Annotated in this window: 27 protein-coding genes; 18 read left to right on the top strand and 9 right to left on the bottom strand. The window is 65.7% G+C overall.

The window, feature by feature from the left end; all coding sequences use genetic code 11:
• Positions 1-95: 95 nt before the first annotated feature.
• Both VJ897_RS09210 and tldD read right to left on the bottom strand, forming a co-directional pair.
• Positions 96-539 (bottom strand): hypothetical protein, encoded by a 444-nt coding sequence (locus tag VJ897_RS09210; protein WP_324055315.1) that lies wholly within the window; start codon positions 537-539, stop codon positions 96-98.
• The gene (gene tldD / locus VJ897_RS09205) at positions 536-1,960 is read right to left on the bottom strand and encodes a metalloprotease TldD (RefSeq protein WP_324055392.1); all 1,425 of its coding nucleotides are present in this window, start codon (positions 1,958-1,960) and stop codon (positions 536-538) included. The genes VJ897_RS09210 and tldD overlap by 4 nt, the downstream gene beginning before the upstream one ends.
• Positions 1,961-2,142: 182 nt before the next feature.
• On the opposite strand from tldD, the gene coxB reads away from it, so the two are divergent.
• The 14 genes from coxB to ptsP all read left to right on the top strand — a co-directional run bounded on the left by coxB (position 2,143) and on the right by ptsP (position 16,344).
• Positions 2,143-3,015: a cytochrome c oxidase subunit II gene (gene coxB / locus VJ897_RS09200; protein WP_324055314.1), complete on the top strand. Its 873-nt coding sequence runs from the start codon at positions 2,143-2,145 to the stop codon at positions 3,013-3,015.
• Positions 3,016-3,082: 67 nt separating this feature from the next.
• The gene (gene cyoE / locus VJ897_RS09195; RefSeq protein ID WP_324055313.1) at positions 3,083-4,018 is read left to right on the top strand and encodes a heme o synthase; all 936 of its coding nucleotides are present in this window, start codon (positions 3,083-3,085) and stop codon (positions 4,016-4,018) included.
• 3 nt (positions 4,019-4,021) lie between these two features.
• Positions 4,022-4,240 (top strand): cytochrome c oxidase system small membrane protein, encoded by a 219-nt coding sequence (locus tag VJ897_RS09190; protein ID WP_324055312.1) that lies wholly within the window; start codon positions 4,022-4,024, stop codon positions 4,238-4,240.
• Positions 4,237-4,860 carry a cytochrome c oxidase assembly protein gene (locus VJ897_RS09185; protein ID WP_324055311.1) on the top strand — a complete coding sequence of 208 codons (624 nt, stop codon included), beginning with the start codon at positions 4,237-4,239 and terminating at the stop codon, positions 4,858-4,860. Before VJ897_RS09190 ends, VJ897_RS09185 begins: the two co-directional genes overlap by 4 nt.
• 26 nt (positions 4,861-4,886) lie before the next feature.
• Positions 4,887-5,687, top strand: coding sequence for a cytochrome c oxidase subunit 3 (locus VJ897_RS09180; RefSeq protein ID WP_324055310.1), 801 nt, complete (start codon positions 4,887-4,889; stop codon positions 5,685-5,687).
• 112 nt (positions 5,688-5,799) lie between these two features.
• Complete coding sequence (locus VJ897_RS09175; protein ID WP_324055309.1) at positions 5,800-6,483, top strand: SURF1 family protein; 684 nt, start codon at positions 5,800-5,802, stop codon at positions 6,481-6,483.
• Positions 6,480-7,868, top strand: a complete 1,389-nt coding sequence (gene thrC / locus VJ897_RS09170) for a threonine synthase (protein WP_324055308.1) — start codon at positions 6,480-6,482, stop codon at positions 7,866-7,868. Before VJ897_RS09175 ends, thrC begins: the two co-directional genes overlap by 4 nt.
• The gene (locus VJ897_RS09165; RefSeq protein ID WP_324055307.1) at positions 7,865-9,130 is read left to right on the top strand and encodes a M16 family metallopeptidase; all 1,266 of its coding nucleotides are present in this window, start codon (positions 7,865-7,867) and stop codon (positions 9,128-9,130) included. Before thrC ends, VJ897_RS09165 begins: the two co-directional genes overlap by 4 nt.
• Positions 9,130-9,714, top strand: a complete 585-nt coding sequence (locus VJ897_RS09160) for a GNAT family N-acetyltransferase (RefSeq protein ID WP_324055306.1) — start codon at positions 9,130-9,132, stop codon at positions 9,712-9,714. Before VJ897_RS09165 ends, VJ897_RS09160 begins: the two co-directional genes overlap by 1 nt.
• Positions 9,715-9,858: 144 nt before the next feature.
• Positions 9,859-10,251, top strand: a complete 393-nt coding sequence (locus VJ897_RS09155) for a DUF4168 domain-containing protein (protein WP_324055305.1) — start codon at positions 9,859-9,861, stop codon at positions 10,249-10,251.
• Positions 10,252-10,398: 147 nt separating this feature from the next.
• Positions 10,399-11,214 (top strand): MBL fold metallo-hydrolase, encoded by an 816-nt coding sequence (locus VJ897_RS09150; protein ID WP_324055304.1) that lies wholly within the window; start codon positions 10,399-10,401, stop codon positions 11,212-11,214.
• Between the two features lie 37 nt (positions 11,215-11,251).
• Positions 11,252-12,664 (top strand): FAD-binding oxidoreductase, encoded by a 1,413-nt coding sequence (locus VJ897_RS09145; protein ID WP_324055303.1) that lies wholly within the window; start codon positions 11,252-11,254, stop codon positions 12,662-12,664.
• Between the two features lie 58 nt (positions 12,665-12,722).
• Entirely contained in the window at positions 12,723-13,961 is a 1,239-nt protein-coding gene (locus VJ897_RS09140; protein WP_324055302.1) for an aspartate kinase, read from the top strand.
• A gap of 145 nt (positions 13,962-14,106) precedes the next feature.
• Positions 14,107-16,344 (top strand): phosphoenolpyruvate--protein phosphotransferase, encoded by a 2,238-nt coding sequence (gene ptsP / locus VJ897_RS09135; protein WP_324055301.1) that lies wholly within the window; start codon positions 14,107-14,109, stop codon positions 16,342-16,344.
• Here ptsP and VJ897_RS09130 read toward each other — a convergent pair.
• Both VJ897_RS09130 and VJ897_RS09125 read right to left on the bottom strand, forming a co-directional pair.
• Entirely contained in the window at positions 16,341-17,153 is an 813-nt protein-coding gene (locus VJ897_RS09130; RefSeq protein ID WP_324055300.1) for an EcsC family protein, read from the bottom strand. The two genes, ptsP and VJ897_RS09130, sit on opposite strands and share 4 nt — an antisense overlap.
• A 30-nt stretch (positions 17,154-17,183) precedes the next feature.
• Entirely contained in the window at positions 17,184-17,678 is a 495-nt protein-coding gene (locus VJ897_RS09125; RefSeq protein ID WP_324055299.1) for a GNAT family N-acetyltransferase, read from the bottom strand.
• Positions 17,679-17,754: 76 nt separating this feature from the next.
• Here VJ897_RS09125 and VJ897_RS09120 point away from each other — a divergent pair, with 76 nt between their 5' ends.
• The 3 genes from VJ897_RS09120 (at position 17,755) to VJ897_RS09110 (ending at position 19,916) form a co-directional block, all read left to right on the top strand.
• On the top strand, positions 17,755-18,363 hold the full coding sequence (locus tag VJ897_RS09120; protein ID WP_324055298.1) for a flavin reductase family protein: 609 nt from the start codon (positions 17,755-17,757) through the stop codon (positions 18,361-18,363).
• A gap of 130 nt (positions 18,364-18,493) precedes the next feature.
• Positions 18,494-19,360, top strand: coding sequence for an S-methyl-5'-thioadenosine phosphorylase (locus VJ897_RS09115; protein WP_324055297.1), 867 nt, complete (start codon positions 18,494-18,496; stop codon positions 19,358-19,360).
• Positions 19,361-19,385: 25 nt separating this feature from the next.
• On the top strand, positions 19,386-19,916 hold the full coding sequence (locus VJ897_RS09110) for an adenine phosphoribosyltransferase (RefSeq protein WP_324055296.1): 531 nt from the start codon (positions 19,386-19,388) through the stop codon (positions 19,914-19,916).
• Positions 19,917-19,925: 9 nt separating this feature from the next.
• On the opposite strand, the gene VJ897_RS09105 is transcribed toward VJ897_RS09110, so the two are convergent.
• From VJ897_RS09105 to VJ897_RS09095, 3 genes are all read right to left on the bottom strand, one after another.
• Complete coding sequence (locus VJ897_RS09105) at positions 19,926-20,351, bottom strand: DUF1178 family protein (RefSeq protein WP_324055295.1); 426 nt, start codon at positions 20,349-20,351, stop codon at positions 19,926-19,928.
• A gap of 61 nt (positions 20,352-20,412) precedes the next feature.
• On the bottom strand, positions 20,413-20,880 hold the full coding sequence (locus tag VJ897_RS09100; protein ID WP_324055294.1) for an NUDIX hydrolase: 468 nt from the start codon (positions 20,878-20,880) through the stop codon (positions 20,413-20,415).
• Between the two features lie 122 nt (positions 20,881-21,002).
• Positions 21,003-21,899, bottom strand: coding sequence for a hydrogen peroxide-inducible genes activator (locus tag VJ897_RS09095; RefSeq protein WP_324055293.1), 897 nt, complete (start codon positions 21,897-21,899; stop codon positions 21,003-21,005).
• Between the two features lie 118 nt (positions 21,900-22,017).
• Here VJ897_RS09095 and katG point away from each other — a divergent pair, with 118 nt between their 5' ends.
• Entirely contained in the window at positions 22,018-24,189 is a 2,172-nt protein-coding gene (katG, locus tag VJ897_RS09090) for a catalase/peroxidase HPI (RefSeq protein WP_324055292.1), read from the top strand.
• A gap of 73 nt (positions 24,190-24,262) precedes the next feature.
• Here katG and VJ897_RS09085 read toward each other — a convergent pair whose 3' ends face one another.
• Positions 24,263-25,144, bottom strand: coding sequence for a 2-oxo acid dehydrogenase subunit E2 (locus VJ897_RS09085; protein ID WP_324055291.1), 882 nt, complete (start codon positions 25,142-25,144; stop codon positions 24,263-24,265).
• Positions 25,145-25,153: 9 nt separating this feature from the next.
• On the bottom strand, positions 25,154-26,578 hold the full coding sequence (locus VJ897_RS09080) for an NAD-dependent succinate-semialdehyde dehydrogenase (RefSeq protein ID WP_324055289.1): 1,425 nt from the start codon (positions 26,576-26,578) through the stop codon (positions 25,154-25,156).
• Between the last annotated feature and the right edge of the window lies 1 nt (position 26,579).

The following is a 26,579-nucleotide window of genomic DNA, read 5'->3' as shown; positions in this document are numbered from 1 at the left end:
CCTCCGCCTGCTGCGGGTTCAGGTCTAGACCGCCAAGGGTTAATCGCGGGTAAAGAGAATGCCCGACCCGGATTTTTCGCGTTGGCCCCCGGTGGTCAGACCGGCGCGGCGCGCAGGCGCGGCTCGGCGATCCAGGCGCCGAGCCAAAACAGCAGCGCGAAGGGCAGCGCGGAGCTTGCCCAGATGTAGAGCGTTTCCGGCCCGCCGGTCACACCGCCGGCAAGGCCGAAGAACAGCCCCGCCGCCAGAACCGCCGTGCCTGGTCCGGCCCAGCCCGCGCGGGCGGCCGGGATCGAGAGCAGGGCGCCGGGGATAAGCCCGACCCAGGTGACGAAGGGCGAGAACAGGAAAACCGTGGCTACGTGCGATACAAAGGCCTTCGCAATCCCGGGCGATTGCCCCTCGGGCGCGGCGAGCAGCCTGGACAGCCCGAGGAATATCAAGCCGATGGCCACGCCCCCGATCAGCACGCCGGCCGACCCGCCAAGGACCAGTCGCCAGCTGACGCCCGGGATCGGCGGGCTGCGGAACAGGCTCACGCCGCCGCCCCGCCAACGGTCAGTCCGCCGATCAGCAGGCTGGGCTGGCCCACGCCAACCGGCACCCATTGGCCGGCCTTGCCGCAATTGCCCATGCCCGGGTCCAGCGCCATATCGTTGCCGATGCCGCGTATCTGCTGAAGGGCGGTGGCGCCGTCGCCGATCAGGGTAGCGCCCTTGACCGGGGCGCCGACCTTGCCGTCTTTGACCCGATAAGCCTCGGTGCATGAAAAGACGAACTTGCCGTTGGTGATGTCCACCTGCCCGCCGCCAAAGCCCACTGCGTAGATACCGTCCTTCAAATCGGCGACCAGGTCGCCGGGCGCGGCATCACCGCCGAGCATGTAGGTGTTGGTCATGCGCGGCATCGGGATATGGGCATAGCTTTCGCGGCGCCCGTTGCCGGTGGGCGCCACGCCCATGAGGCGGGCGTTCTGGCGATCCTGCATGTAGCCAACCAGGCGGCCGTTCTCGATCAGCACGTTGCGGGCGCTGGGCGTGCCCTCGTCATCCACGGTCAGCGATCCGCGCCGGTCGGGCAGGGTGCCGTCGTCCAGCACGGTCACGCCGGGGGCGGCAACCTGCTGCCCCATCAGCCCGGCAAAGGCCGAACTGCCCTTGCGGTTGAAATCCCCCTCAAGCCCGTGACCCACGGCCTCGTGCAACAGGATGCCGGGCCAGCCCGGGCCCAGCACCACGTCCATGACGCCCGCGGGCGCGGGGTCCGCGTGCAGGTTCACAAGGGCGATGCGCAGCGCCTCGCGCAGTTTCGGTTCCCAGCTTTCGCGGGCCACGACATGAGACAGCCCCAGCCGACCGCCACCGCCCGCGGTTCCGCCTTCGCGCCGGCCGTCCTGCTCGACGATGACCGAAACGTTGAGACGGCTCATGGGTCGGGTGTCGCTGACCTGGGTGCCGTCGGGGCGCAGGATCACCACCTCCTGGTGCGAGGCGGCCAGCGTGGCTGAAACTTGAACGACGCGCTGGTCCATCTGGCGCGCGACGGCGTCGATCTCGGCCAGAAGTTCGATCTTGGCGGGGAACTCGGCCTCGGCCATGGGATCCGCATCGGTATAAAGGTGGCGGTTGGTCCGGGCCGGGCCATCGGCAAGAGTGCCGCCGCCTTCGCCCACGGCCAGCCGTGCGGTGGCCACGGCACGTTTCAGGGCCTGGTCGTCGATCACCGTCGAATGAGCGTATCCGGCTGTCTCGCCGCGCACCGCGCGCAGCCCGAAGCCCTCCGAGGCGTCGAAGCTGGCGGTCTTGACCCGCCCGTCGTCAAAGGCCAGAACCTCGGACCGCCGCCGTTCCATGAAAAGCTCGCCGTCGTCGGCGCCGGCCACTGCCGCCTTGACCCGCGACAGGGCGGCGTCGCGGTCCAGGTGGGTCTCGAATGGGCGAAACCCGGTGTCCGAAGGCATGTCGTTCGGTGTGTTTGTCAAGGGGGTCCTCCTGCCCGGGAGGGTCCGGGCTTTGATCCAGATCAAGAAAGCGACCGTTTGCCACAATGGCCGCGCTTGAGTTGCCCCCCAGATTATGGGATGACCGCAATTGAATACAACGGGATTCCGGTTTCGTTGTCCGAACTGCTTTAGGGAATGACATGCGACTGAACACCTTTGTCAGCAAGCTGGGCCTTGCCGCCGGATCGGCCCTCGCAACCGCCGCCCTCGCCGGGGTGGCCTCGGCCCAGCAGGGCATGGATGACCTCGAGATCATCGGGACACCCCAGCCGGGCGGCACCGGGTTCCAGCCCGCCGCCACGGAACTGGCCCGTGACCTGCAGTGGCTCGATGCCATGGTCCTGATCATCATCACGGCGATCACGCTGTTCGTGACCGGGCTGCTGGCCTGGGTGATCCTGCGTTACAATGATCGCGCCAACAAGACGCCAGCGACCTTCACGCACAACTCGCCGCTGGAAGTGGCCTGGACGGTGGTTCCGATCGTGATCCTGGTTTTCATCGGCTCCTTCTCGTTGCCGACCCTGTTCAAGCAGCAAGAGATTCCCGAGGGTGACATCAACATCACCGTTACCGGATACCAGTGGTTCTGGTCTTACGAATACACCGACGAGGATATCTTCTTCGAAAGCTACATGATCGGCTATGGCGAGGGGAACCTGAACGACAGCATCCGCGACCAGCTTGTCGAGGCCGGCTATTCCGAGGACGAGTTCCGCCTGGCCACCGACACGGCCGTTGTCGTTCCGACCGGCGCGACCGTGGTGATGACCGTGACCGGTGCGGACGTGATCCACTCCTGGACGATCCCCGCCTTCGGTGTGAAGCAGGACGCGGTGCCGGGACGCTTTGCCCAGCTGTGGTTCGAGGCGGAGAAGGAAGGGGTCTATTTCGGCCAATGCTCCGAGCTTTGCGGCAAGGACCATGCCTACATGCCGATCACCGTCAAGGTGGTGAGCCCCGAGGTCTACGAGGACTGGCTGGCCACCGCCAAGCAAGACTATCCAGCCTGATCGGCCCGGGCTGCCGTCCCGACCCCGGGTCCGGGCGGGCAGCCGACGACAATCGAACGGGATACAAATGACCGACGTCAGCCAACAGACCATCCCTTCCCACGAGGCGAAGATGGGCGACTACTTCGCCCTGATGAAACCGCGTGTCATGCAACTGGTGGTCTTCACCGCGCTCGTGGGTCTGTTGGTCGCGCCCGTGCCGGTGCATCCCTACATCGCCTTCGTCAGCATCCTGTGCATTGCAGTCGGAGCGGGTGCGTCCGGCGCGTTGAACATGTGGTGGGATGCCGACATCGACGCGGTGATGAAGCGCACGCAGTCGCGCCCCGTTCCCTCGGGCCGGGTTCAGCCGGGCGAGGCGCTGGGCATCGGCCTGGCCCTGTCGGGCTTTTCCGTGGTCCTGCTGGCGCTGGCGGCGAACCTGCTGGCCGCCGGGCTGCTGGCCTTCACGATCTTCTTTTACGCGGTGATCTATTCCATGTGGCTCAAGCGCTCGACGCCGCAGAACATCGTCATCGGCGGGGCTGCGGGGGCCTTCCCGCCCATGGTCGGCTGGGCGGTGGCCACGGGCAGCATAGCGCCCGAAAGCGTGCTCATGTTCGCGCTGATCTTCATGTGGACGCCACCGCATTTCTGGGCGCTGGCGCTCTTCGTGAAATCCGACTACGGCAACGCGAACGTGCCCATGCTGACCGAGACCCATGGCCGCCGCGTCACTCGGAATCACATCTTGGGCTATACCATCGCGCTGGCGCCGGTGGCGCTGGGTATCGGTTTCACCTCGATCGGCGGGCCGGCCTACCTTGCAGTGGCCCTTCTGCTCAATGGCTGGTTCCTGAAGGGCGCTGTTGACATCTGGCGCCGCGACGATACCGCGAGCGAGGCCGACGGCCACGCGACCGAGAAGCGCGTCTTCAAGATCTCGCTCTATTATCTTTTCGGCCATTTCGGCGCGCTTCTTCTTGAGGCGATCCTGCGCGGTCAAGGCCTGGGGGGCTGGTAAGCCATGGCGATCAGGGTAGAACATGAACTGCACAAGCGCCGCCTGGACCGCAATGTGGGGCTGGGCTTGCTGTTGGCCGGCTTCGTCGCGCTGGTGCTGGGCCTGACGGTGGTCAAGGTCCAGTCCCTTGACGACCCCCGCCAGATGGAACGGTTCGACCACGTTGCCCGGCCGGCTCTGGAAGACGCCGCACGGGACCAAGCAGAGGAGAGCGCCGAATGAACCTGAATCCGTTCAACCGCATCGAAGACGGCACCCGCCGCACGGCTGCGCAGGCCGTTACGGTCGTGGTTCTCATGGGCGGGCTGGCCTGGGCCTCGGTGCCCTTCTATGACTGGTTCTGCCGGGTCACGGGCTTTGGTGGTGTGACCGGCGTGGCCGAGGCCGGCAGCGACGAAATCCTCGATCAGACCGTGACCGTTCGCTTCGATGCCTCGGTCGAACGCGACATGCCCTGGCGCTTCAAGCCCGCGCAGCGGGAAATGGAGGTGCGTATAGGTGAAACGGCGCTGGCTTTCTACGAGGCCACCAACACCAGCGATGTTCCTGTCGCGGGCTCGGCAAGCTACAATGTGGCGCCCTACGACGCGGGCGGCTTCTTCGAGAAGATCGACTGCTTCTGCTTCGAGATGCAGGTCCTGCAGCCGGGCCAGACCGTTCAGATGCCCGTCAGCTTCTTCGTGGACCCTGATATTGTCGACGACCGCGAAGGGCAGTATGTCCACACGATCACCCTGGGGTATACCTTCCACGAGGCCCCGCTGCCCGATGAGGAACAGCAGGCCGCCCTGGATGCCGGGCTGATAACGGCGACCGCCCCGGTTGTCGGGACCCAAAACTAAAAATATCGCGCGAGGGAACGCACAAAATGGCGCACGAAAAGAACCACGACTACCACATTCTCAACCCCTCCATCTGGCCCTTCCTAGGGTCCGTGGGCGCTTTCGTGATGCTGTTCGGGGCGGTGCTCTGGATGGATGGGTCGGCGCCCTGGATGTTCCTGATCGGCCTGGTGGCGGTGCTTTACACCATGTTCGGCTGGTGGGCCGATGTCGTCGCCGAAAGCCAGCAGGGGGATCATACCCCCGTCGTGCGTATCGGGCTGCGCTACGGCTTCATCATGTTCATCATGTCAGAGGTCATGTTCTTCGCCGCCTGGTTCTGGAGCTTTTTCAAGCACGCCATGTACCCGATGGGTCCGCAAAGCCCTGCAGTGGACGGCGTCTGGCCCCCCGTCGGTATCGAGACCTTCGATCCCTGGCACCTGCCACTGATCAACACGCTGATCCTGCTGTGCTCGGGTGCTGCCGCGACATGGGCACACCACGCTCTCGTGCATGAGAACAACCGCGAGGACATGAAGAACGGGTTGATCCTGTCGGTGCTGCTCGGCCTGATCTTTACCGGCTTCCAGGCTTATGAATACAGCCACGCGGCCTTCGGCCTCGCGGGCAACATCTATGGCGCGAATTTCTTCATGGCGACCGGATTCCACGGGGCGCACGTGATCATCGGCACCATCTTCCTGCTGGTCTGCCTGATCCGCGTCTACAAGGGGCATTTCACGCCGGAAAAGCACGTCGGTTTCGAGGCCGCCGCCTGGTACTGGCACTTTGTGGACGTGGTCTGGCTGTTCCTCTTCGCCTCGATCTACGTCTGGGGCGCCTAGCGCCTTTCGCGGTGGCGGGTCTTGACCCCCGCCGGCGGACAGGACAAGACGCGCGGGGCGCCAATGCCCCGCGCGTTTTTGCCGTACATGCACCGCAATCACGGATGTCTTGATGCGAAAACTCCTGTTTTCAATCCTCGTCGGCCTGGGGGGCTTCGCCGTGCTGCTCTGGCTGGGATTCTGGCAGATGGATCGGTTGGAGTGGAAAGAGGGCGTTCTGGCCGGGATCAATGCGCGCATGGCGGCCGGCCCGGTGCCCCTGCCTGACGAGGTGAACGAGGCGCAGGACGAATACCGCACCGTCACCGTCTCGGGCCGTCCCACGGGCGAGGAGTTGCACGTGCTGGTCTCGGGCACCCAAGAGGGGACGGGCTATCGCGTGGTTTCATCCTTCGAGACCGAGACGGGCCGCCGCATCCTGCTGGACCAGGGCTTGCTTCCGTTGGAGGCAAAGGACACCGCCCCGGTCCGCCCCGAGATGGAGGTGACCGGCACGCTGCTCTGGCCCGATGACGTGAACAGTTCCACACCAGCCCCAAACCTAGACGAGAATATCTGGTTCGGCCGTGATGTGGCCCCCATGGCCGAACGTCTGGAGACCGAGCGGCTGCTCGTGGTGCTGTCGCGGGCCTCGGCCCTCGATCCGCGGATCGAGCCGCTGCCGGTGAACACCGTCAACATTGCCAATGACCACCTGGAGTACGCGATCACCTGGTTCCTGCTGGCCGCGGTCTGGCTGGCCATGAGCCTTTACTGGCTGCGCCGCAACCTTCGCCGTGGGGACCCTGAGGCATGAAATACGTATCAACGCGCGGGACCGCCCCCGCGCTGGATTTCGAAGAGACGATGATGACCGGCCTGGCGCGGGACGGCGGGCTGTACGTTCCGGCGACGATCCCGCGCCTGGGCGCGGAAGAGATCGCCGCGCTGGCCGGAAAAAGCTACGAAGAAGCCGCCTTTGAGGTCATGCGCCCTTTCGTCGGCGAGACCTTCACCGACGCCGAGTTCCGTGGCCTGATCGACACCGCCTACGGGGGCTTCGGCCATGCCGCGCGCGCGCCGCTCAAGCAGCTGGCACCAAATCATTTCCTGCTTGAACTGTTCCACGGACCCACGCTGGCCTTCAAGGACTTCGCCATGCAGCTGATCGGCCAGATGTTCCAGGCGGCGCTGGCCCGGTCGGGTAAACGGATCACCATCGTCGGCGCCACCTCTGGCGATACCGGGTCGGCCGCGATCGAGGCTTTCCGGGGGCTGGACAACGTGGATGTCTTCATCCTGTTTCCGCACGGCCGGGTCTCCGAAGTGCAGCGCCGGCAGATGACCACTCCGACCGAGGCCAATGTTCATGCCCTCGCCGTCGAGGGTGATTTCGATGATTGCCAGGCGCGCCTCAAGGACATGTTCAACGACTTCGCCTTCCGTGACGCGGTGGGCCTGGCCGGGGTCAACAGCATAAACTGGGGCAGGGTTCTGGCCCAGGTTGTCTATTACTTCACCGCAGCCGTCAGCCTCGGCGCGCCACACCGCAAAGTCAGCTTTACTGTCCCCACGGGCAATTTCGGCGACATCTTCGCCGGCTACATCGCCAAGCGCATGGGCCTGCCCATCGACCGGCTGGTGGTGGCCACGAACCAGAACGATATCCTGCATCGCACGCTGCAGACCGGCGCCCAGTTGAAAGAGGGTGTGATGCCCTCGATCAGCCCCTCGATGGATATCCAGGTGTCGTCCAATTTCGAACGGGCCCTGTTCGAGGCCTATGGCCGCGACGGGGCTGTCGTGGCCGCGCAGATGGACGAGTTGCGCGACAAGGGTGGTTTCACCGTGGGGCAGGGCGCCATCGAGATGCTGCGCGAGAGTTTCGACAGCGGCCGGGCGACGGAAAAGCAGACCCTGGCGCGCATTCGCGCCGAGATCGCCCGCTCGGGCGAGCTTCTGTGCCCGCACAGCGCCGTGGGCGTCGAGGTGGCCGAGGCGTATCTGGGGGCGACGCCGATGATCACGCTGGCCACCGCCCACCCGGCCAAGTTCCCCGACGCAGTGGAACAGGCCAGCGGCATCCGGCCCCCGCTGCCGGATCGTATGGCCGACCTCTATGATCGCGCTGAGCGTGTTACCCCCGTGGCCAACGATTTGGCCGCCCTTGAAACCCTGATCCGGGAGCGCCGCACCAAGTGACTGTCGAAATCCACACCCTTTCCAACGGGTTCCGCGTTGCCTGCGAGGTCATGCCCGGGCTGAAATCCGCCGCCCTGGGTATCTGGGTCGATGCTGGGGGGCGCCACGAACGGGCCGACCAGAACGGAATCGCACATTTCCTCGAACACATGGCCTTCAAGGGGACGGCAAAGCGCAGTGCGCTTCAGATCGCCGAGGCGATCGAGGACGTGGGCGGTTACATTAACGCCTATACCAGTCGCGAGATGACAGCCTACTACGCCCGCGTGCTGGAACAGGACGTGCCCCTGGCCATGGACGTCATCGCCGATATCCTGCTCAACCCGGTCTTTGACCAGCGCGAGATCGAGGTCGAGCGCGGGGTGATCCTTCAGGAGATCGGCCAGGCGCTGGACACGCCCGACGACATCATCTTCGACTGGCTGCAGGAACAGGCCTACCCGGATCAGCCGATCGGACGCCCGATCCTGGGCCCGGCCGAGCGTGTGAATGCGTTTACCCGCGAGGACCTTGCCGGTTTCGTGCAGGATCAGTACGGCCCCGAACAGATGATCCTGGCCGCTGCCGGGGCCGTCGACCCGCAGGAGTTGCTGAAACTGGCCGAGACGCATTTCGGCCACCTGCCGGCCCGCGCCCCGGCCAATGTTGCGACGCCCGCCCGTTTTGGTGGCGGCGAGGCGCGCCACGACAAGACGCTGGAACAGGCCCATTTCGCGCTGGCCTTCGAGGGGCCGGATTACTGCGCCGACCGGATCTACGCCGCGCAGATCTATGCCATCGCCATGGGCGGCGGCATGTCATCGCGCCTGTTCCAGGACCTGCGCGAAAATCGCGGGCTGTGCTACACGATCTTTGCACAGACCGGCGCCTATTCGGATACCGGCATGATGACGGTATATGCCGGAACCTCGGGCGAGCAACTGGGCGAACTGGCCGATCTGACCATCGACACCATGAAACGCGCTGCCGAGGACATGAGCGCGCAAGAGGTCGCCCGCGCCCGTGCCCAGATGAAGGCCGGGATGCTGATGGGCCTTGAAAGCCCCTCGAACCGGGCCGAGCGCCTGGCGCGGCTTCTGTCGATCTGGGGCAAGGTGCCCAGCATCGAGGAAACGACACGACGCATCGACGCGGTGACGACCGGCGATGTGCGCAGCTTCGGCGCCGACATGCTGAGCCGCGCGGGCACGGCCATGGCGCTTTATGGTCCGGTGGGTGACGCCCCGACGCTGGAGTCCCTGCGCGAAAGGCTCGCGGCGTGATGTTGCGCCAGAGGCGGAAGCTCCGGCTGGAGACCGAGCGCATGACTCTGCGCCCGCCCCAGCACACGGATTTCCGCGATTGGGTGGCGCTGCGAGAGGCAAGCCGCGACTTCCTGACCCCGTGGGAGCCCAGCTGGGCCCCCGACCACCTGTCGCGCAAGAGCTTCACGAACCGTGTCTATTGGGCGCAGCGGTCGGTTGCCAACGGCACCGCGGTGCCGCTTTTCCTGATCCGGCGCGCCGACGCGGTGCTGCTGGGCGCGATCACCCTGGATCATATCCGGCGTGGTCCGGCGCAGGCCGGGACCACCGGCTACTGGATCGGTGCAGCCCATGCCCGGAACGGTTACATGCGCGAGGCGATCGAGGCGCTGGTGCATTACGCCTTTACCGTGCTGGACCTGAGCCGGATCGAAGCCGGGTGCCTGCCCGAGAACACCGCCTCGCGCCGGCTGTTGGAAACCTGCGGCTACAAGTACGAGGGCGTGGCGCAGTCCTATCTTCAGATCAACGGGCGCTGGCGCAACCACGTGCTCTACGCGAACCTGCGCCACGACCGGCGCGGCAAGACCGAGGCGGGGTAGGCCGGTCCGGTGCCATTCGCCCACGCCTGATCCACACTTGCGCCGGGTGGTGGTGTCAGCGGATTTCCGCAGGGGTGTTTGGTGTCCCGGTGCCAGCACGTTAAGTGCTGATTTCTGAACCACTTCACACCTGAAAGGATCGGAATGACCCTTACAAAGACACTCCATACAACTTTCGCAGCCGCCGGGATGGCCGTTTCCGCGCTGGTAGCCGCCCCGGCCGTTGCGCAGGACACCAACGCGGCCAACGGCGACGAGGCTGCCGCCGCAGCCGATGTTTCCGCGGTTGAGCTGGACGCCTTCGTCGCGGCGGTCGATGCGGTCATGTCGATCGAACAGACCTACGCCGCGCGGCTCGATGAGGCCGAAGGCGACCAGGCCCAGCAGCAACAGCTGATGGAAGAGGCCCGTACCGAGATGATGGCCGCGGTGAACGAGACGCCAGATATCGACGTCGACCGCTATGTCGAGATCATCGAACTGGCCCAGAATGATCCGGAGCTGCGCGCCGATCTGACGGATCGCATGGAAAACTGAAGCAGCGCCGAGCCAATGGCAGAGCCGGCCCGCATGCCCCCGAGCGGCATGCGGGTCCTTCTTTCGTGACAGGAGGCGTCCCTCGGGCGCGCATAAATATCTGACTTTCCGTGCGGCTGCGCTATCCTAGGATCAGGAGGCCCTGTCATGATCCGCTACATCCTGTCGCTTGTCTGTCTTGTCACCGCCGGCGCCGTCTCGGCGCAGGATCGTATCCCGTCGCATTGCCGCGCCTTCGCGCAGGCGCCCGGCATTGACTACCTGCACCGCGCCAGTTTTCGCGACCCGGTCGCGCAGGACACGGTGCGAATAACCTACGTCGATCATGCCATGTTCCTGATCCAGTCGGAGAGGCTTTCGGCAATGACCGATTTCACCGGCTGGTATGGCAACGTGGATTTCACCCCCGACGTGGTGACCATGAACAACGCCCATTCCACCCACTTCACCAGCGCGCCGGACCCGGCGATCCCCCATGTTCTGGAAGGCTGGGAACTGAATGGCCAGCCGCGCGATCACGAGCTGGACCTGGGCGAAATGCTGATCCGCAACGTGCACACCGATGTTCGGTCCAACGGGCCCACGGTGCGAGAGAACGGCAATTCAATCTTCGTCTTCGAGGTGGCCGGGCTCTGCGTCGGCCACCTGGGACACCTGCACCATGAACCCGACGATACGCAATATGCCATGCTGGGGCGTCTCGACGTGGTGATGGCTGCGGTGGATGGCGGACTGACACTGCGCCACGAGACTTTGTTGCGGGTCATGGATCGGTTGCGGTCCTCGGTGGTGATCCCGATGCACTGGTTCGGGCGCAGCACGCTGAACGCCTTTCTCGATGACATGGAGGTCAGTGGCTACGACATCGTGCGCACCGGCGGGTCCGGGATCACCCTGTCGCTGGACAGCCTGCCGTCGCGGCGAACGGTCATGGTGCTTGAGCCCGAGTTCCTGTCAGAGTGACTTGCCCCAAGCGTGCGCACATGCTTTGACCCGACCCATGTTGAACGCCGTTAACCCCGAGCTCAAATCGAAGCTGAGCGACAGGTTGGGGCAAGAGGGTCTGCCTGACGACGCCTCTTCCTACTTGCGAGAGCCGCGCGGGCGCTGGCAGGGGAAGGGGCTGGTCGTGGCCCCGGCGACCACCCAAGAGGTTGCGGCCGTCGTGCGCCTGTGTGATCGGGCCGCTGTCGGGATCATCCCTTATGGTGGGGGAACGGGCCTTGTCGGCGGCCAGATCACCGAATCCGATCCGGCCCCGGTTATCCTGTCGCTGCACCGCATGGCGGCGATCCGCGCGGTTCACCCTCAAGAAAACGCGATGGAAGTCGAGGCGGGCGCGATCCTGGCCGATATCCAGGCGGCGGCGGAGGGCGCGGACCGCCTGTTCCCCCTGTCTCTGGCCTCGGAGGGGTCGGCGCGGATCGGCGGGCTGCTGGCCACCAACGCAGGTGGGCTGAACGTGATCCGGTATGGCAACGCGCGGGCGCAATGCCTTGGGCTGGAGGTCGTCATGGCCGATGGCACCGTCTGGCACGGGCTGTCGCGATTGCGCAAGGACAACACCGGATACGACCTGCGCGACCTCATGATCGGGGCCGAGGGCACATTGGGCATCATTACAGCGGCAACGCTGAAACTGATGCCGCGCCCGGTTGAGACAGCGACCGCGCTGATCGCCGTGCCCGATCCCGCTGCGGCGCTGGATCTTCTGGCGCTGGCCGGAGCGCAACTGGGCGAGACGGTCTCGGCCTTCGAACTGATACACCGGCAGGGCTTCGACTTCCTGGCCGAGGCCGGGATCGACCATCCGCGACCCTTGGACGCGGTGCCCGAGTGGTGTGTCCTGACCGAGGTCGGCCTGGGCGCCGGGCAGGATGCACAGGGCGCGCTGGAGGCGCTGTTCGCCGCCGCGCAGCAGCGGGGCCTCGCCCGTGACGGGACCATCGCCCAGTCGTTGCAGCAGGCGCGCGACCTCTGGACAATCCGCGAGAGCATCCCGGCGGCCAACCGTGCCATCGGCGCGGTGTCGTCGCATGACATTTCGCTGCCGCTGTCCGCGATCCCCGACTTTATCGCGCAGGCCCCCGGCAGGCTGGCCGAGGTCGGCGATTTCCGAATCAATTGTTTCGGCCACCTGGGCGACGGCAACCTGCATTACAACGTTTTCCCACGGCCGGGCCGCAGCCGCGCCGACCACGCGGACAAGCGCGCAGCGGTCAAGCGCGCGGTGCATGACCTGACGCACGAGATGGGCGGGTCGGTCAGTGCTGAACACGGGGTGGGACGGCTGAAAGTGGCCGACCTGGAGCGCTATGCCGACCCGGTCAAACTGGCCACGATGCGCGCCATCAAGCAGGCGCTGGATCCGCGGTGCATCCTGAATCCCGGCGCGGTGCTGCGCGGGTGGTGACGCTTGCCCTCGGGCGGGCTTGCGCATATCAGGGCGCGGATCGAACCAAGGGCCGCACATGCCAGTTCTCGTGATGAAATTCGGCGGTACGAGCGTCGCCACCCCCGACCGCATCCGCCGTGCGGCCAAGCGCGTCGGCGTCGAGGTCGCCAAGGGCTATGACGTCATCGTCATCGTCTCGGCCATGGCGGGCGAGACGAACAAGCTTGTGGGCTATGTCAGCGACACCAGTCCGCTTTACGATGCCCGCGAATACGACGCGATCGTCAGTTCCGGCGAGAATGTCACCGCCGGGCTGATGGCGCTGACCCTTCAGGAAATGGACGTTCCCGCGCGCAGCTGGCAGGGCTGGCAAGTGCCCGTGCGGACGACAAGCGCCCATTCCGCCGCCAGGATCGAGGAGATCCCCACGGACAACATTGCCGGAAAGTTCGCCGGGGGGATGCGCGTGGCCGTCGTGGCCGGCTTCCAGGGCGTCAGCCCCGAGGGCCGGATCACCACGCTGGGTCGGGGCGGCAGCGACACCACCGCGGTGGCCTTCGCCGCGGCTTTCGATGCGGAGCGTTGCGACATTTATACGGACGTGGATGGCGTCTACACCACCGATCCGCGCATCGCGGCCAAGGCCCGCAAACTGGACCGCATCGCCTTCGAGGAAATGCTGGAACTGGCCAGCCTAGGGGCCAAGGTGCTTCAGACCCGCTCGGTCGAGCTGGCCATGCGCTACAACGTGAAACTGCGGGTGCTCAGCAGTTTCGAGGAACAATCCGACGCGGCCGGCACCCTGGTCTGCGACGAGGAGGACGTGATGGAAAACCGCCCCGTATCCGGCATCGCCTATAGCCGTGAAGAGGCCAAGATGACCCTGATCTCGGTGGCCGACCGTCCCGGCATCGCCGCCGCCATTTTCGGACCCTTGTCCGATGCGGGGGTGAACGTGGACATGATCATCCAGAACATCTCCGAAGAGGGTCGCACCGACATGACCTTTTCCTGCCCGGTGGACCAGGTCCCCCGCGCCGAGAAAGCCCTGAACGTGGCCAAGGCGGGGGGCGACATCAATTATCATGACCTCGTGGCGGACACGGACGTGGCCAAGATCAGCGCCGTCGGTATCGGGATGCGCAGCCAGTCCGGCGTGGCCGCGACCATGTTCAAGACGCTCTCGCAGGAGGGGATCAACATCAAGGTCATCGCCACCTCGGAAATCAAGATCAGCGTGCTGGTGGACCGCAAGTACATGGAACTCGCGGTGCAGGCCCTGCACGACGCCTTCGAACTGGAAAAGGTGGAGTGACGTCGGACGCCAGCGCATGGCGCGTGACAACCGGGGGCCAGCCGTGCAATCTTCGGTCGCGATCACGGTAGCGCGGTTCTCGTTGCGGTAGCTGCGCTGCTATGGGAACCGAATGCCCGGCAGAATACCGGCAGGGACGAGGGACATGCCCGAGAGCTTCGAAACCGAAAGCCGCAAGCTGCTTGGCCGGCTGCGCGATGCCATGGCCGACGACGATGCCGGCCAGGAGCGTCTGGACCGGATCGTGGCGCTGATCGCCGGTTCGATGCGCACCGAGGTCTGTTCCATCTACCTTTTCCGCGATGCCGAAACGCTGGAGCTTTGCGCGACCGAGGGTCTCTCGCCCGAGGCTGTTCACCAGACCCGCATGCGCGTGGGAGAGGGGCTGGTGGGCCGCGTCGCCAAGGCGCGCGACGTGATCAACACCGCCGATGCCCCGGCCGCCCGGGGGTTCCGCTACATGCCCGAGACCGGCGAAGAGCGGTTTTCCAGCTTTTGCGGCGTCCCGATCCAGAGGCTGGGCGACACCATGGGGGTTCTGGTGGTGCAGTCCCGGGCGGTGCGCGAGTTCACCGCCGACGAGGTCTATGCGCTGGAAGTCGTGGCCATGGTGTTGGCCGAGATGACGGAACTCGGCGCTTTCGTGGGCGAGGGTGCGGCACTTTCCGCGCGCCACCAGCAGCCGGTGATGTTCCGCGGCACGGTCGCACAAGAAGGCGCCGCGGGCGGCAATGTCTTCCTGCACGAGCCGCGCGTGGTTGTCACCAATCCCATCGCCGACGATCCCGACACCGAAAAGACCCGCCTGTCGGGGGCCATCGACACCCTGCGGCTGTCGGTGGACCAGATGCTGGCGCGCAATTCCGGCGCCAGTGCCGACCAGAAGGATGTGCTCGAGGCCTACCGGATGTTTGCCAATTCGCGCAGCTGGCTAAAGCGGATGGAGGACGACATCGACAACGGTCTGTCGGCCGAGGCGGCGGTGGAAAAGGAGCAGTCCCTCGCTCGAACCCGCATGGCGCAGTCGAAGGATGCCTACCTGCGCGACCGGTTGCACGACCTCGACGACCTGTCCAATCGGCTGCTGCGGATCCTGACCGGGCAGGGCAGCGACACCGGGGCCGAACTGCCCCAGAACCCCGTGCTGGTGGCCCGCAACATCGGCCCGGGCGAACTGCTGGACTACGGAAAGGTGCTCAAGGGCATCGTGCTCGAGGAAGGCTCGGTCGGCAGCCATGCCGCAGTGGTCGCGCGCGCCTGGGCGATTCCGCTGGTGATCCATGCCAAGAACATAACCACCGAGGCGTTGAACGGTGACCCCATCCTCGTGGACGGTGAACAGGGGATCGTGCACCTGCGGCCCGACGACACCGTGCGCTCGGCCTTTCGCGACAAGATCGCCATGCAGGCGGCGGCGCAGGAACGCTATGCCTCGTTGGTGGACCAACCCGCCACGACCCGCTGCGGCCAGACCGTTTCCCTGAGCATGAATGCCGGGCTGATGGCCGATCTGCCCTCGCTGCCCTCGTCGGGGGCCGACGGCGTGGGCCTGTTCCGGACCGAGCTGCAATTCCTGATCCGCAACCAGATGCCGAAGCGGGCCGAGCTGTCGGCGCTTTACGCCCGGGTCATGGATGCCGCGGGCGGCAAGCGCGTGGCCTTCCGTACGCTGGATATCGGGTCCGACAAGGTTCTGACCTACATGAAGCCCAACGACGAACCGAACCCGGCCATGGGTTGGCGCGCGATCCGTGTGGGTCTCGACAAACCGGGCGTGCTGCGGATGCAGCTGCAGGCCCTCATCCGCGCCGCCGCGGGGCGGCCGTTGACGGTGATGTTCCCCTTCGTGGCCCAGTTGCAGGAATTCTGCGATGCCCGGGCCGAGTTCGACAAGGCCATGGACCGTGAACGCCGCCTGGGCCATCCGTTGCCCGACAGCGTGGAGGTGGGGGCGATGCTGGAAACCCCAAGCCTGGCCTTTGCGCCCGACCAGTTCTTCCGCGATGTGGATTTCCTGTCTATCGGGGGCAATGACCTCAAGCAGTTCTTCTTTGCCGCCGACCGCGAGAACGAGCGCGTGCGGCGGCGCTATGATACGCTCAACGTCAGTTTCCTGACCTTCCTCGAACAGTTGATAGACCGCTGCGCGGTGCTGGGCACGCCCGTCAGCTTTTGCGGCGAGGATGCCGGCCGGCCGATCGAGGCGGTGTGCTTCGCCGCCCTGGGCTTGCGGTCGCTGTCAATGCGCCCGGCCTCGATCGGGCCGGTCAAGCACCTGCTCCACCAGGTGGATCTGGGTGATGTCAAGTCGGCCATGGACGGCGCCCGCGCGAGGGGCGAACAGTCCGTGCGTCATGCCGTGATCGAGGCGCTGCGGGGCTAACGCCGGATCGCCGGGCGCCGCAGCCGTGCCAGTTCGGCGTGAAAGGCCGTCAGCACGGCCTCTTCACCGTGGGTCCGGGCCAACTTGCGCAGCCCGAAATGCACCCGGGCGATGCGGGTGTAATAGTCCATGAAGGCATAGTTGGTGCCCGCCCCGGCCGCAGCGCCCAGCACCGGCACCGCCTGGCCGGCCAGTTTCTGGCCGATGACCGAGGCGAAGCGCGGCGCGATCCGCGCCAGCAGCTTGTTGAGCGCCGGGCCTGTCAGGGTCAGCCGTGCGCCGATGAACGAGGTGTCTATGCCATCGTCGCCCGTGCCCGGCCCGCCGGCGCCGAAGACTTGAAGGCATTGCAGACGGGTTTCCTCGCTTTTGGGGTCCTCGCCGTGGGCCTCGGCCACGGACTGGACCGAGCGGAAGATCACCGTGGTGGCCACCGGAAGCTCGGCCAGCGCCGTGGGCAGCCCACCCATGCCGCCCAGCGCACCCGAGATCATGGCCAGCGCCCGGTGTCCGGACTCAGATGCGGCAAGGCCGGCCATGGCGCCGCGCCGGCTCTGACCGGCCAGGTCGTAGGACTGGCGCAAGGCGGCACTGGCGGCGCTCTCGATCCGGGCAAGCTGCGCGCCCGGCAAAAGCTTCAGCCCGTCCTCGACCTGCCCGCCAACGAAATTGATCACCTGCATCAGCACTGTGCCCGCCGCATGCTGTTGCGCGGCCAGGGCCTTGATGGTGGCGCGGGCCGCGTCGTCCAGCGGCGGCTGCGCCGGGTCGGGATTGACCAGGCGCATGGACTCGGGTTCGGCTGTCATGAATTGAAGATGGGAAGGGCGGCGGGCTTTTCAATCACCCTCTTCGCGCGCGCGCGAAACCTCGCCGGAGACCCCGGCCCAGGCGCCGGGTGTCAGGCCAAGGCCAAGCACTCGGTCGGGGTTGGTGGGCGGGGGCATGTGCACGCCCTGCAAGGGTTCGAACCCGAAGCGCGCGTAATAGGGCGCATCGCCGACCAGCATGACCCTCTCCCAGCCTTGGCGGGCCGCTTCGGCCACCTGCGCGCGGATCAGCCAGCCTCCCAGCCCCTCGCCCTGGCGCGTGGGGTGAACGGCGACCGGGCCCAGCAGGATCGCTCGTGCTGTGCCGATCCACACTGGCCAGCCCCGGATCGCGCCGCCCAGGATGCCATCGGCGTCGCGTGCCACGATGCAGAGCGGGCCCACGGGAGGCACCCCGTCGCGCAGCCGATAGGACGACAGGGCCTCGCGCCCCGGCGCGAAACACAGGTCGAAGAGCGCCTCGACCTCCCACCAGTCCTCGTCGCGTTCGGGACGCAGGTTCATGCGCCGGTCTTTCTTGTTGTTTCCGCGATGCTCGGTAGCATGGGGGCCATACCACGGCAAACGCTTGGAGAGACTGATGTTCTACCGCCCCGAAATCGGCCACGGCCTGCCGCACAACCCCTTCGGGGCCATCGTGGCGCCGCGGCCGATCGGCTGGATCTCGACCCGCGGGGCGGACGGGGTGGACAACCTGGCGCCCTATTCCTTTTTCAACGCGGTCGCCTATGCGCCGCCGCAGGTCATGTTTGCCTCGACCTCGGCCAAGCCCGATCGGGCGGGCACCAAGGACAGCGTGGCCAATATTCGCGACACCGGCGTTTTTGCCGTCAATATCGTGGAGTACGCGGCACGCGAGGCGATGAACCGCACCTCGGGCGGCTTGGCGCGCGAGGTGGACGAATTCGCCAAGGCCGGTATCGCCAAGGCAGGATGCGAGACCATCGACTGCCCCCGCGTGGCCGAGGCCCCGGCGGTGCTGGAGTGCACTCTGACGCGGATCGTCGCATTGCCTGGTGCGGCGAATCTCGTCGTTTTCGGCGAGGTGAAAGGCGTGCACATGCGCGACGATTGCCTGGTCGGGGGGCGGTTCGACGTGACGCGGTTCAGCCCGCTCGCCCGGTTGGGCTACAGCGACTATACGGCCGTGCGCGAGGACTTCGCGCTTGCCCGGCCGGGCGATACATGACGGTGCGGCATCGCTCGCTCTCCCTGGTGCCCGAAATTTCGGCGTTATTACAACCCGCTCCGGGGGATTGCCCGCTTCACAACCGGGGCGGGTTTGGGCAAGGTGGCCAAGGACAGCGACGGAGGGTGCGATGGCTGCCATGATCGGGATAATAGGGGGCTCGGGTCTGTACCAGCTGCCGGGACTGGAGCGGGCCGAATGGCACCCGGTCGCGACCCCTTGGGGCGCGCCGTCGGACGATATCCTTCTGGGCGAGATCGATGGCGTAAGGCTTGCTTTCCTGCCGCGCCACGGGCGCGGACATGTCCATGCGCCTGGCACCGTGCCATACCGCGCCAATATCGACGCGCTCAAGCGGCTGGGCTGCACCGACCTGGTCAGCGTTTCGGCCTGCGGGTCGTTCCGCGAGGAGATGGCGCCGGGGGATTTCGTCGTCGTCGAGCAATTCATCGACCGTACAATCGGCCGTGCGCGCAGCTTCTTCGGTACCGGCTGTGTGGCCCATGTCAGCCTGGCGCAGCCGGTCTGTAACCGGCTGGCCGAGTCCTGTGCCGAGGCCGCGCAGGCGGCGGATGTGCGCGTTCACCGGGGCGGCACCTACTTGGCCATGGAAGGGCCGCAGTTCTCGGCCCGAGCGGAATCGGCGCTCTATCGCGATGTCTGGGGCTGTGATGTGATCGGAATGACCAACATGCCCGAGGCGCGGCTCGCCCGCGAGGCCGAGCTTTGCTACGCGTCAATCGCCATGATCACCGACTACGACAGCTGGCACCCGGATCATGGCAGCGTCGATATCTCCGAGATCATCGCCACCCTGGATGCCAATGCAGACAAGGCCCGCCGCACGGTTGCCGGGCTGCCCGAGAGACTGGACCATGCCGCACCGTGCCCCTGCGGCTGTGACCGGGCGCTGGACAATGCCATCCTGACCGCGCCCGAGGCGCGCGATCCCGACCTGCTGCGCAAGCTGGATGCCGTGGCCGGCCGCGTTCTCTGACTGTTTCCCGAAAGGACCCGTGCCCATGAAGACCGTGAAGGACTATATCCGCACGATCCCCGACTTCCCGCACGCGGGGATCATGTTCCGCGATGTGACGACGCTTTTCGCCGATCCGCGCGGATTCCGCATGGCGGTTGACCAGTTGCTGCACCCCTACGCGGGTCAGCCCATCGACCTGGTCGTCGGGCTGGAGGCGCGCGGCTTCATCCTTGGCGGGGCCATCGCGCACCAGCTGGGCAAGGGGTTCGTGCCGATCCGCAAGAAGGGCAAGCTGCCGGGGGCGGTGATCGAAAAATCCTATCAGCTTGAATACGGCGAAGCGGTGATGGAGATGCACGACGATGCCATCGGTGCCGGTCAGACCGTCCTGGTGGTCGATGACCTTCTGGCCACGGGCGGCACCGCCGAGGCCGGCGTGAAGCTGATCGAACGGCTGGGTGGCGCGGTCACGGGCTGTGCCTTCGTCATCGACCTGCCGGAACTGGGCGGGCGCAAGCGGCTGGAGAGGATGGGCATGGAAGTTCACGCCCTTTGCGATTTCCAAGGCACCTGAGACGCAGGGTCAGTTGGTCTTGCGCCGGGGGATGAAGGGCAGGGGCGCCACCGGAATGCCGTCCGCGATCAGGGCCTTGGCCTCTTCCGGTTTGGCTTCTCCGTGGATGGCGCGTTCGGGCACGGTGCCGTCATGCATGGCGCGCGCCTGCCTGGCGAACGACGGCCCGACGTAATCGCTGTTCTCCTCGACCTGGCGGCGCAGGGCGGCCATGGCTTTCTCTGCGTCCGATGTCGGGGCGCCATCCAGTGTCGGGGCCGGATCGGCCCCACCCCTGGCGATGCTGGGCGCCATGGGGCTGCGCCTCACCTTGCTTGAGCCACAGGTCACGCAGGCCACTTGGCCCGCATCGCGCAGTTTCTCGTAGGCGGCCGAGGACTGGAACCAGCTGTCGAACTGGTGGTCGCGGTCGCAGGTGAGCGTGTAGTGGATCATCAAGACCCTGCCGCGGTGGTTTGCCTAGCGGTTAAATAGGGCTGATCCCCCGTCTTGGCAATCAAACCAGTTTGGGATCGAAGCACAGGATCATTTGCCGCAACTCGGGTTCGTCGACCATCTTGGCGGCCTTGCGGCGATTGACCCAGCGCCGCTTGCGTTCCTTGCGCTCGGGCCAGCGATTGTGGACCTTCCTGACCTTGAGCGGAAAAATTACCGCGACGCAGGGCAGGGCGTCGTCGCTGTGGCTCTTGTAGTAGCTGTAGACACCGAGCGGCCGGCTGCGCACACGCCCTTCCAACCCCGCCTCTTCCCAGGCTTCGGTGGCTGCGGCCTGGCCGGGGGTCTCTCCATCCATGGGCCAGCCCTTGGGTACGATCCAGCGGCCGGTGCCGCGGCTGGTGATCAGGCAGAACTGCAGCTCGCCATTCTTGATGCGATAGCACAGGGCTCCGAACTGGGTACGGACGTCGGTCTTGCCGGCCGCCCCAAGGGTGATCGTCGCCTGTTTCGTCTCCTGCTTTGCCATGCCTGCCGTCTTTGGCCCGTTGCGGGCTGTTTCTGCGCCTCTTCTTGGCCCAATCTACCGCAGATTCTCCGGTCGCCATAGTGTTATTCAGCCAGTGCGGCAGATGGGGTAGCGACCCTCGGTCAGGGGGCGGCCCCGGCGGCGGCCCGCACGACTTCGGCAATGACCGCCAACCGATCGGCCAGGGGGTTCGTCCGACGCCAGATCATGCCGATGGTGCGCCGCGGCGCGGGTGTGGGGAACCGCGCGACTGATACAGGGGCCGAGCGGGTCTCGACCGGCACGGCCATTTCGGGGATCAGGGTGATGCCGATCCCGGCGCCGACCATCTGCACCAGCGTCGACAGGGTCGAGCCGTCCAGCACCTCGCGCGGGGCCTGGGCCGAGCGGTTGCAGAACGACAGGGCCTGCTCGCGGAAACAGTGCCCTTCTTCCAGCAACAGAAGGCGCATCTCGGGCAGGCGTTCTGGTGCGGGGACGGGCTGATCGGCATCGGTCCCGGGCCGGACAAGCACGAAATCTTCTTCGAAGAGCGCCACCTCCTCAAGCCCCGGTTCCGACACTGGCAGAGCCACGATGGCCGTGTCGATGCGCCCCCGCGCGAGTTCTTCGATCAGGGTCGAGGTCAGGCTTTCACGCACGTTGATGTCCAACCCGTCGTGCAGGCGCGACATCTCGGACACGATGCGGGGCAGCAGGTAGGGTGCGATGGTCGGAATTACGCCTATACGCAGCGGCCCGGTCAGGTGATCGCGCGCGGCGCGCGCCAGATCGTCCAGCTCCTCGACCGCGCGCAGGATATCTCGGACCCGCGCCGCGACGCGTTCGCCAAAGGCCGTCAGCCTCACGTACCTGGGGCCACGCTCGAAGACCGGGGTGCCCAGCCGGGCTTCGAGGTCCTTGATCTGCATGGACAGGGCGGGTTGGCTGATGGCACAGGCCGCGGCGGCCTGGCCGAAATGGCCGTGCCGGGCCAGGGCCTCGAAATAGCGCATCTGCTTGAGGGTCAGTGAAGACATAAGGGAAAGTTATCATGTCAATCAGAATATTCAACTTAAACTAATTCTAAAAGACCCCTATGTTAGCTGCGAATGGCATAGCCATTGATGATTCAACAGTCGATGACCGGAGGAAAAGATGGACGGAAACGACATTGATAAGGCGGGCAAATGCCCTGTGATGCATGGCGGGCTGACGTCCACCGAACCCTCGGTCACCGCCTGGTGGCCCAAGACGCTCAACCTCGACATTCTGCACCAGCACGACCGCAAGCCGGATCCGCTGGTCGACATCGACTTCCGTGAAGAGGTCAAGGAGCTGGACTTCGAAGCGGTCAAGGAAGACGTCAAGGCGCTGCTGACCGACAGCCAGGACTGGTGGCCGGCAGACTGGGGCCATTACGGCGGACTGATGATCCGCCTGGCCTGGCACTCGGCTGGCTCCTACCGCATTCAGGACGGGCGCGGCGGCGGCGGCCACGGCAATATCCGGTTCGCTCCGCTGAATTCCTGGCCCGACAACGGCAACCTGGACAAGGCGCGCCGCCTGTTGTGGCCTGTCAAGAAGAAGTACGGCAGCAAGCTGTCCTGGGCGGACCTGATCCTGCTTTCGGGTACCATGGCCTATGAATCCATGGGGCTGAAAACCTATGGCTTTTCCTTCGGACGCGAGGATATCTGGCACCCCGAAAAGGATGTCTACTGGGGATCCGAGAAAGAATTCGTGGGGGATGCCAGCGAACGCTACGAGGACATCATGCGTCCCGAGACACTGGAAAACCCCCTGGCCGCGGTCCACATGGGCCTGATCTACGTGAACCCCGAGGGTGTGAACGGTCAGCCCGACCCGATGAACACCGCCGAGCAGGTGCGCGTGACCTTCGCCCGCATGGCCATGAATGACGAGGAAACCGCTGCGCTGACCGCTGGTGGCCACACCGTCGGCAAGGCCCACGGCAACGGCGACGCCGAGGCGCTGGGCGCCGAACCCGAAGCGGCCGACGTGGAAACGCAGGGCTTCGGCTGGGTCAATCCGAACTTGGATGGCAAGGCGACCAATGCCGTGACCAGCGGGATCGAAGGCGCCTGGACGACCAATCCCACCCAGTGGGACATGGGGTATTTCGACCTGCTTTTCGGCTACGAGTGGGAACTGACCAAGTCGCCCGCCGGGGCCAACCAGTGGCGCCCGATCGACATCCGCGAAGAGGACATGCCGGTCGACACCACCGACCCGACCAAGCGTGTCATGCCGATGATGACCGATGCGGACATGGCCATGAAGATGGATCCGACCTATCGCGCCATCTGCGAGAAGTTCATCGCCGATCCGGACTACTTCGCCGACACCTTCGCCCGCGCCTGGTTCAAGCTGACCCACCGCGACCTGGGCCCGCGCATTCGCTACATCGGGCCTGATGCCCCGCAAGAGGACCTGATCTGGCAGGATCCCGTGCCGAGCGGGTCTGACGTCTATGATGTGGCTGCAGTGAAGGCCCGGATCGCCGAGGCCGGCCTGTCTGTCCCGGACATGGTCGCCACCGCCTGGGACAGCGCACGGACCTTCCGTCAGTCCGACCTGCGCGGCGGCGCCAACGGTGCCCGCATCCGGCTTGCCCCGCAGAAGGACTGGGAAGGCAACGAGCCCGAGCGCCTGAACCGCGTTCTGGACAAGCTGGAGCCGATCGCCAAGGAAACCGGCGCCTCGATCGCGGACGTGATCGTCCTGGCCGGCAACCTCGGGGTCGAGCAGGCGGCCAAGGCCGCTGGTGTCGACATCGATGTTCCTTTCGCGCCGGGCCGCGGCGATGCCACGGACGAGATGACCGATGCCGACAGCTTCGCCTATCTCGAACCGATGGCCGATGGGTTCCGCAACTTCATGAAGCAGGACTACGAAGTCACCGCCGAGGAACTACTGCTGGACCGCGCGCAGCTCATGGGCCTGACAGCGCCGGAAATGACCTGCCTCATCGGCGGTATGCGGGTTCTGGGCACGAACCATGGCGGGACGGCGCATGGCGTCTTTACCAAGACGCCCGGTGCGCTGACGACGGACTTTTTCGAAACCCTGACCGACATGTCCTTCAAGTGGGAGCCGACGGGCCGCAACGAATACGCCATCGTCGATCGCAAGACGGGCGAGACCGCCTACACAGCCACCCGCGTGGACCTTGTGTTCGGGTCGAATTCAATCCTGCGGGCCTACGCCGAGGTCTACGCCCAGGACGACGCGAAAGAGAAGTTCGTCAAGGACTTCGTCACTGCCTGGACCAAGGTCATGAACGCTGACCGCTACGACCTGGCCTGAGCCGCGCAATGAAACGGCAAGACGAGAAACGGCGCCCTGCGGGGCGCCGTTTTTTTTCGTGGACCGGTCCTTCTCAGATCATCATGTTGCGGGGCTCACCGATCAGCCCGGCATAGTGGGCCAGGAACCGCGCGGCATCTGCCCCGTTGATCACGCGGTGATCATAGGACAGGTCCAGCGGCACCATGGGCACCGGGCGCGGCGTGTCGCCATCCCAGCGGGTGATCGTCTCGGTTCGCGTGATGCCGAGGATCGCCACCTCGGGTGGGTTGACGATGGGTGTGAAGGCGGTACCGCCGATCCCGCCGAGGTTGGTTATGGTCATCGAGGCCCCGCCCATTTCATCGGGTCCGATCTTGCGGGCCTGGGCTCGGGTGGCCAGGTCTGCGATTTCCGCGCCGATCTGCCACAGCCCCTTGGTGTCCGCATCGCGGATCACCGGCACCATCAGGCCATGCGGCGTGTCCACGGCGATCCCGATATGGACGTAGCCCTTCAGCACCAACGTTTCGCCATCCGGCGTCAGCGAGGCATTGAAGCGCGGAAAGGCCCGCAGGCTGCGGGCCAGAGCCGCCACGTGAAAGGCCAGCGCGGTCAGCTTGACACCGCGTTCCTGCGCTTCGGATTTGAGCGCCTTTCGAAAGGTCTCGATTGCGCTGACATCGGCGCGGTCGTGATGTGTGACCGCCGGTATCAGCGCCTGCGCGGCGGCAAGGTTTTTCGCCGCCACCTGCGCGAAGCGGCTCATCGGTTCCTCGGTCACGGGACCATACTGGCTATGGTCCACGTCCCAGTAGGACGTGTCGCCGGCGCCGCCTGCGGGTGCGGAAGCATTTCCGGTGATATCCTCGGGGCCGATCGTGGTGCGGCCAAGGCGCCTGGCGAGGGCCTCGATATCCACATCATTGTCACGCGCAAGGCGGCGGGTCGAGGGGCTGGCGATGATGTCTGACATTGCCACCCCCTACCAGTTGGCCGAGATATACTGGGTTTCCATGAACTCCAGCATGCCCTCGTGCCCGCCCTCACGGCCAAGGCCCGACTGCTTGACGCCACCGAAGGGGGCCGCCGGATCGGAGACCAGCCCGCGATTGAGGCCCACCATGCCGAATTCAAGACGTTCGCAGACCTGCATCGCGCGCTTGAAATCCTCGGAAAAGACATAAGCAACAAGGCCGTATTCCGTGTCATTGGCGCGCCGGATCACCTCTTCCTGGTCGGAAAAGGTCTGAAGTGCCGCGACGGGGCCGAATATCTCGTCGTGGACGCAGTCCGCATCCTCGGAGACGCCTGACAACACGGTGGGCGGGTAGAAATACCCTGTCCCGTCGGGCGTGGTCCCGCCGCATTCGACCTTTGCGCCCTTGGCCACGGCATCGGCCACGAACGCGGCCACCTTGTCGCGGGTATCGGCATTGACAAGCGGGCCGACGTCCACGGACGGGTCCGTGCCGTCGCCGACCTTGAGCGCGGCCATGCGCTCGGTCAGGCGACGGGTGAACGCCTCTGCCACGTCCTGATGCACGTAAATGCGGTTGGCGGCCGTGCAGGCCTCGCCGAGGTTGCGCATCTTGGCCAGCATGGTGCCTTCGACGGCGCTTTCGATGTCTGCATCCTCGAAAACGATGCAAGGAGCGTTGCCGCCCAGTTCCATCGCAGGTTTCAACACCTGGTCGGCAGCGGATTTCAACAGTTTCCGGCCCACCCCTGTCGACCCGGTGAAGCTGACCACCCGCACGCGGGGGTCGTGCAACATGTGATCGACCAGTGCGCCGGTGCGTTTGCTGGGCAGCACGTTGACCAGGCCCTTGGGCACGCCAGCTTCTTCCAGTAGGGGCATCAGCGCGAGCATTGTCAGGGGCGTTTCCGAGGCTGGCTTGATGATGACACCACAGCCTGCCGCCAGCGCCGGGGCGATCTTGCGGGTGCCCATTGCCGCCGGATAATTCCAAGGCGTTATCAGCACGGCCAGCCCGGCGGGCTTGTGCTGCACCAGGATTCGCGCGCCCGAGGCGGGCGCATGGGTGATCAACCCGTCGGCGCGCACGGCCTCTTCCGCGAACCAGCGGAAGAACTCGGCGGCATAGGCGGCCTCGCCGCGGGCATCGACGCCCGCCTTGCCGTTTTCCAGCGTGATCAGATGGGCGAAGTGATCCAGCCGCGCGGTCATCAATTCCCATGCCCTGCGCAGCACTTCGGAGCGTTCGCGCGGGGTGCGCGCGGCCCAGTCGGCCATGGCTTTGTCGGCGGCATCCAGCGCGGCGTCGGCATCGGCGATCTCGGCCGAGGCGACCGAGGCCAGCACCTTTTCGGTGGCGGGGTTGATCACTTCGAAGCGCGTCTCGGTCGCGTGCCATGCGCCGTTTATGTAGAGATCGGTGTAGTCCATG

Source organism: Salibaculum sp. (assembly GCF_035270045.1).
Lineage (GTDB): Bacteria > Pseudomonadota > Alphaproteobacteria > Rhodobacterales > Rhodobacteraceae > Salibaculum.
Note: the sequence above shows the minus strand (reverse complement) of the source record. Positions and strands in the feature narration are given on the sequence as shown.

What these genes read in the sequence shown, in the direction of transcription:
- tldD (WP_324055392.1), bottom strand. Translation starts at nt 1,960, where the DNA reads ATGCCTTCGGACACCGGGTTTCGCCCATTCGAGACCCACCTGGACCGC.
- coxB (WP_324055314.1), top strand. Translation starts at nt 2,143, where the DNA reads ATGCGACTGAACACCTTTGTCAGCAAGCTGGGCCTTGCCGCCGGATCG.
- cyoE (WP_324055313.1), top strand. Translation starts at nt 3,083, where the DNA reads ATGACCGACGTCAGCCAACAGACCATCCCTTCCCACGAGGCGAAGATG.
- VJ897_RS09190 (WP_324055312.1), top strand. Translation starts at nt 4,022, where the DNA reads ATGGCGATCAGGGTAGAACATGAACTGCACAAGCGCCGCCTGGACCGC.
- VJ897_RS09185 (WP_324055311.1), top strand. Translation starts at nt 4,237, where the DNA reads ATGAACCTGAATCCGTTCAACCGCATCGAAGACGGCACCCGCCGCACG.
- VJ897_RS09180 (WP_324055310.1), top strand. Translation starts at nt 4,887, where the DNA reads ATGGCGCACGAAAAGAACCACGACTACCACATTCTCAACCCCTCCATC.
- VJ897_RS09175 (WP_324055309.1), top strand. Translation starts at nt 5,800, where the DNA reads ATGCGAAAACTCCTGTTTTCAATCCTCGTCGGCCTGGGGGGCTTCGCC.
- thrC (WP_324055308.1), top strand. Translation starts at nt 6,480, where the DNA reads ATGAAATACGTATCAACGCGCGGGACCGCCCCCGCGCTGGATTTCGAA.
- VJ897_RS09160 (WP_324055306.1), top strand. Translation starts at nt 9,130, where the DNA reads ATGTTGCGCCAGAGGCGGAAGCTCCGGCTGGAGACCGAGCGCATGACT.
- VJ897_RS09155 (WP_324055305.1), top strand. Translation starts at nt 9,859, where the DNA reads ATGACCCTTACAAAGACACTCCATACAACTTTCGCAGCCGCCGGGATG.
- VJ897_RS09150 (WP_324055304.1), top strand. Translation starts at nt 10,399, where the DNA reads ATGATCCGCTACATCCTGTCGCTTGTCTGTCTTGTCACCGCCGGCGCC.
- VJ897_RS09145 (WP_324055303.1), top strand. Translation starts at nt 11,252, where the DNA reads ATGTTGAACGCCGTTAACCCCGAGCTCAAATCGAAGCTGAGCGACAGG.
- VJ897_RS09140 (WP_324055302.1), top strand. Translation starts at nt 12,723, where the DNA reads ATGCCAGTTCTCGTGATGAAATTCGGCGGTACGAGCGTCGCCACCCCC.
- ptsP (WP_324055301.1), top strand. Translation starts at nt 14,107, where the DNA reads ATGCCCGAGAGCTTCGAAACCGAAAGCCGCAAGCTGCTTGGCCGGCTG.
- VJ897_RS09130 (WP_324055300.1), bottom strand. Translation starts at nt 17,153, where the DNA reads ATGACAGCCGAACCCGAGTCCATGCGCCTGGTCAATCCCGACCCGGCG.
- VJ897_RS09125 (WP_324055299.1), bottom strand. Translation starts at nt 17,678, where the DNA reads ATGAACCTGCGTCCCGAACGCGACGAGGACTGGTGGGAGGTCGAGGCG.
- VJ897_RS09120 (WP_324055298.1), top strand. Translation starts at nt 17,755, where the DNA reads ATGTTCTACCGCCCCGAAATCGGCCACGGCCTGCCGCACAACCCCTTC.
- VJ897_RS09115 (WP_324055297.1), top strand. Translation starts at nt 18,494, where the DNA reads ATGGCTGCCATGATCGGGATAATAGGGGGCTCGGGTCTGTACCAGCTG.
- VJ897_RS09110 (WP_324055296.1), top strand. Translation starts at nt 19,386, where the DNA reads ATGAAGACCGTGAAGGACTATATCCGCACGATCCCCGACTTCCCGCAC.
- VJ897_RS09105 (WP_324055295.1), bottom strand. Translation starts at nt 20,351, where the DNA reads ATGATCCACTACACGCTCACCTGCGACCGCGACCACCAGTTCGACAGC.
- VJ897_RS09100 (WP_324055294.1), bottom strand. Translation starts at nt 20,880, where the DNA reads ATGGCAAAGCAGGAGACGAAACAGGCGACGATCACCCTTGGGGCGGCC.
- VJ897_RS09095 (WP_324055293.1), bottom strand. Translation starts at nt 21,899, where the DNA reads ATGTCTTCACTGACCCTCAAGCAGATGCGCTATTTCGAGGCCCTGGCC.
- katG (WP_324055292.1), top strand. Translation starts at nt 22,018, where the DNA reads ATGGACGGAAACGACATTGATAAGGCGGGCAAATGCCCTGTGATGCAT.
- VJ897_RS09085 (WP_324055291.1), bottom strand. Translation starts at nt 25,144, where the DNA reads ATGTCAGACATCATCGCCAGCCCCTCGACCCGCCGCCTTGCGCGTGAC.
- VJ897_RS09080 (WP_324055289.1), bottom strand. Translation starts at nt 26,578, where the DNA reads ATGGACTACACCGATCTCTACATAAACGGCGCATGGCACGCGACCGAG.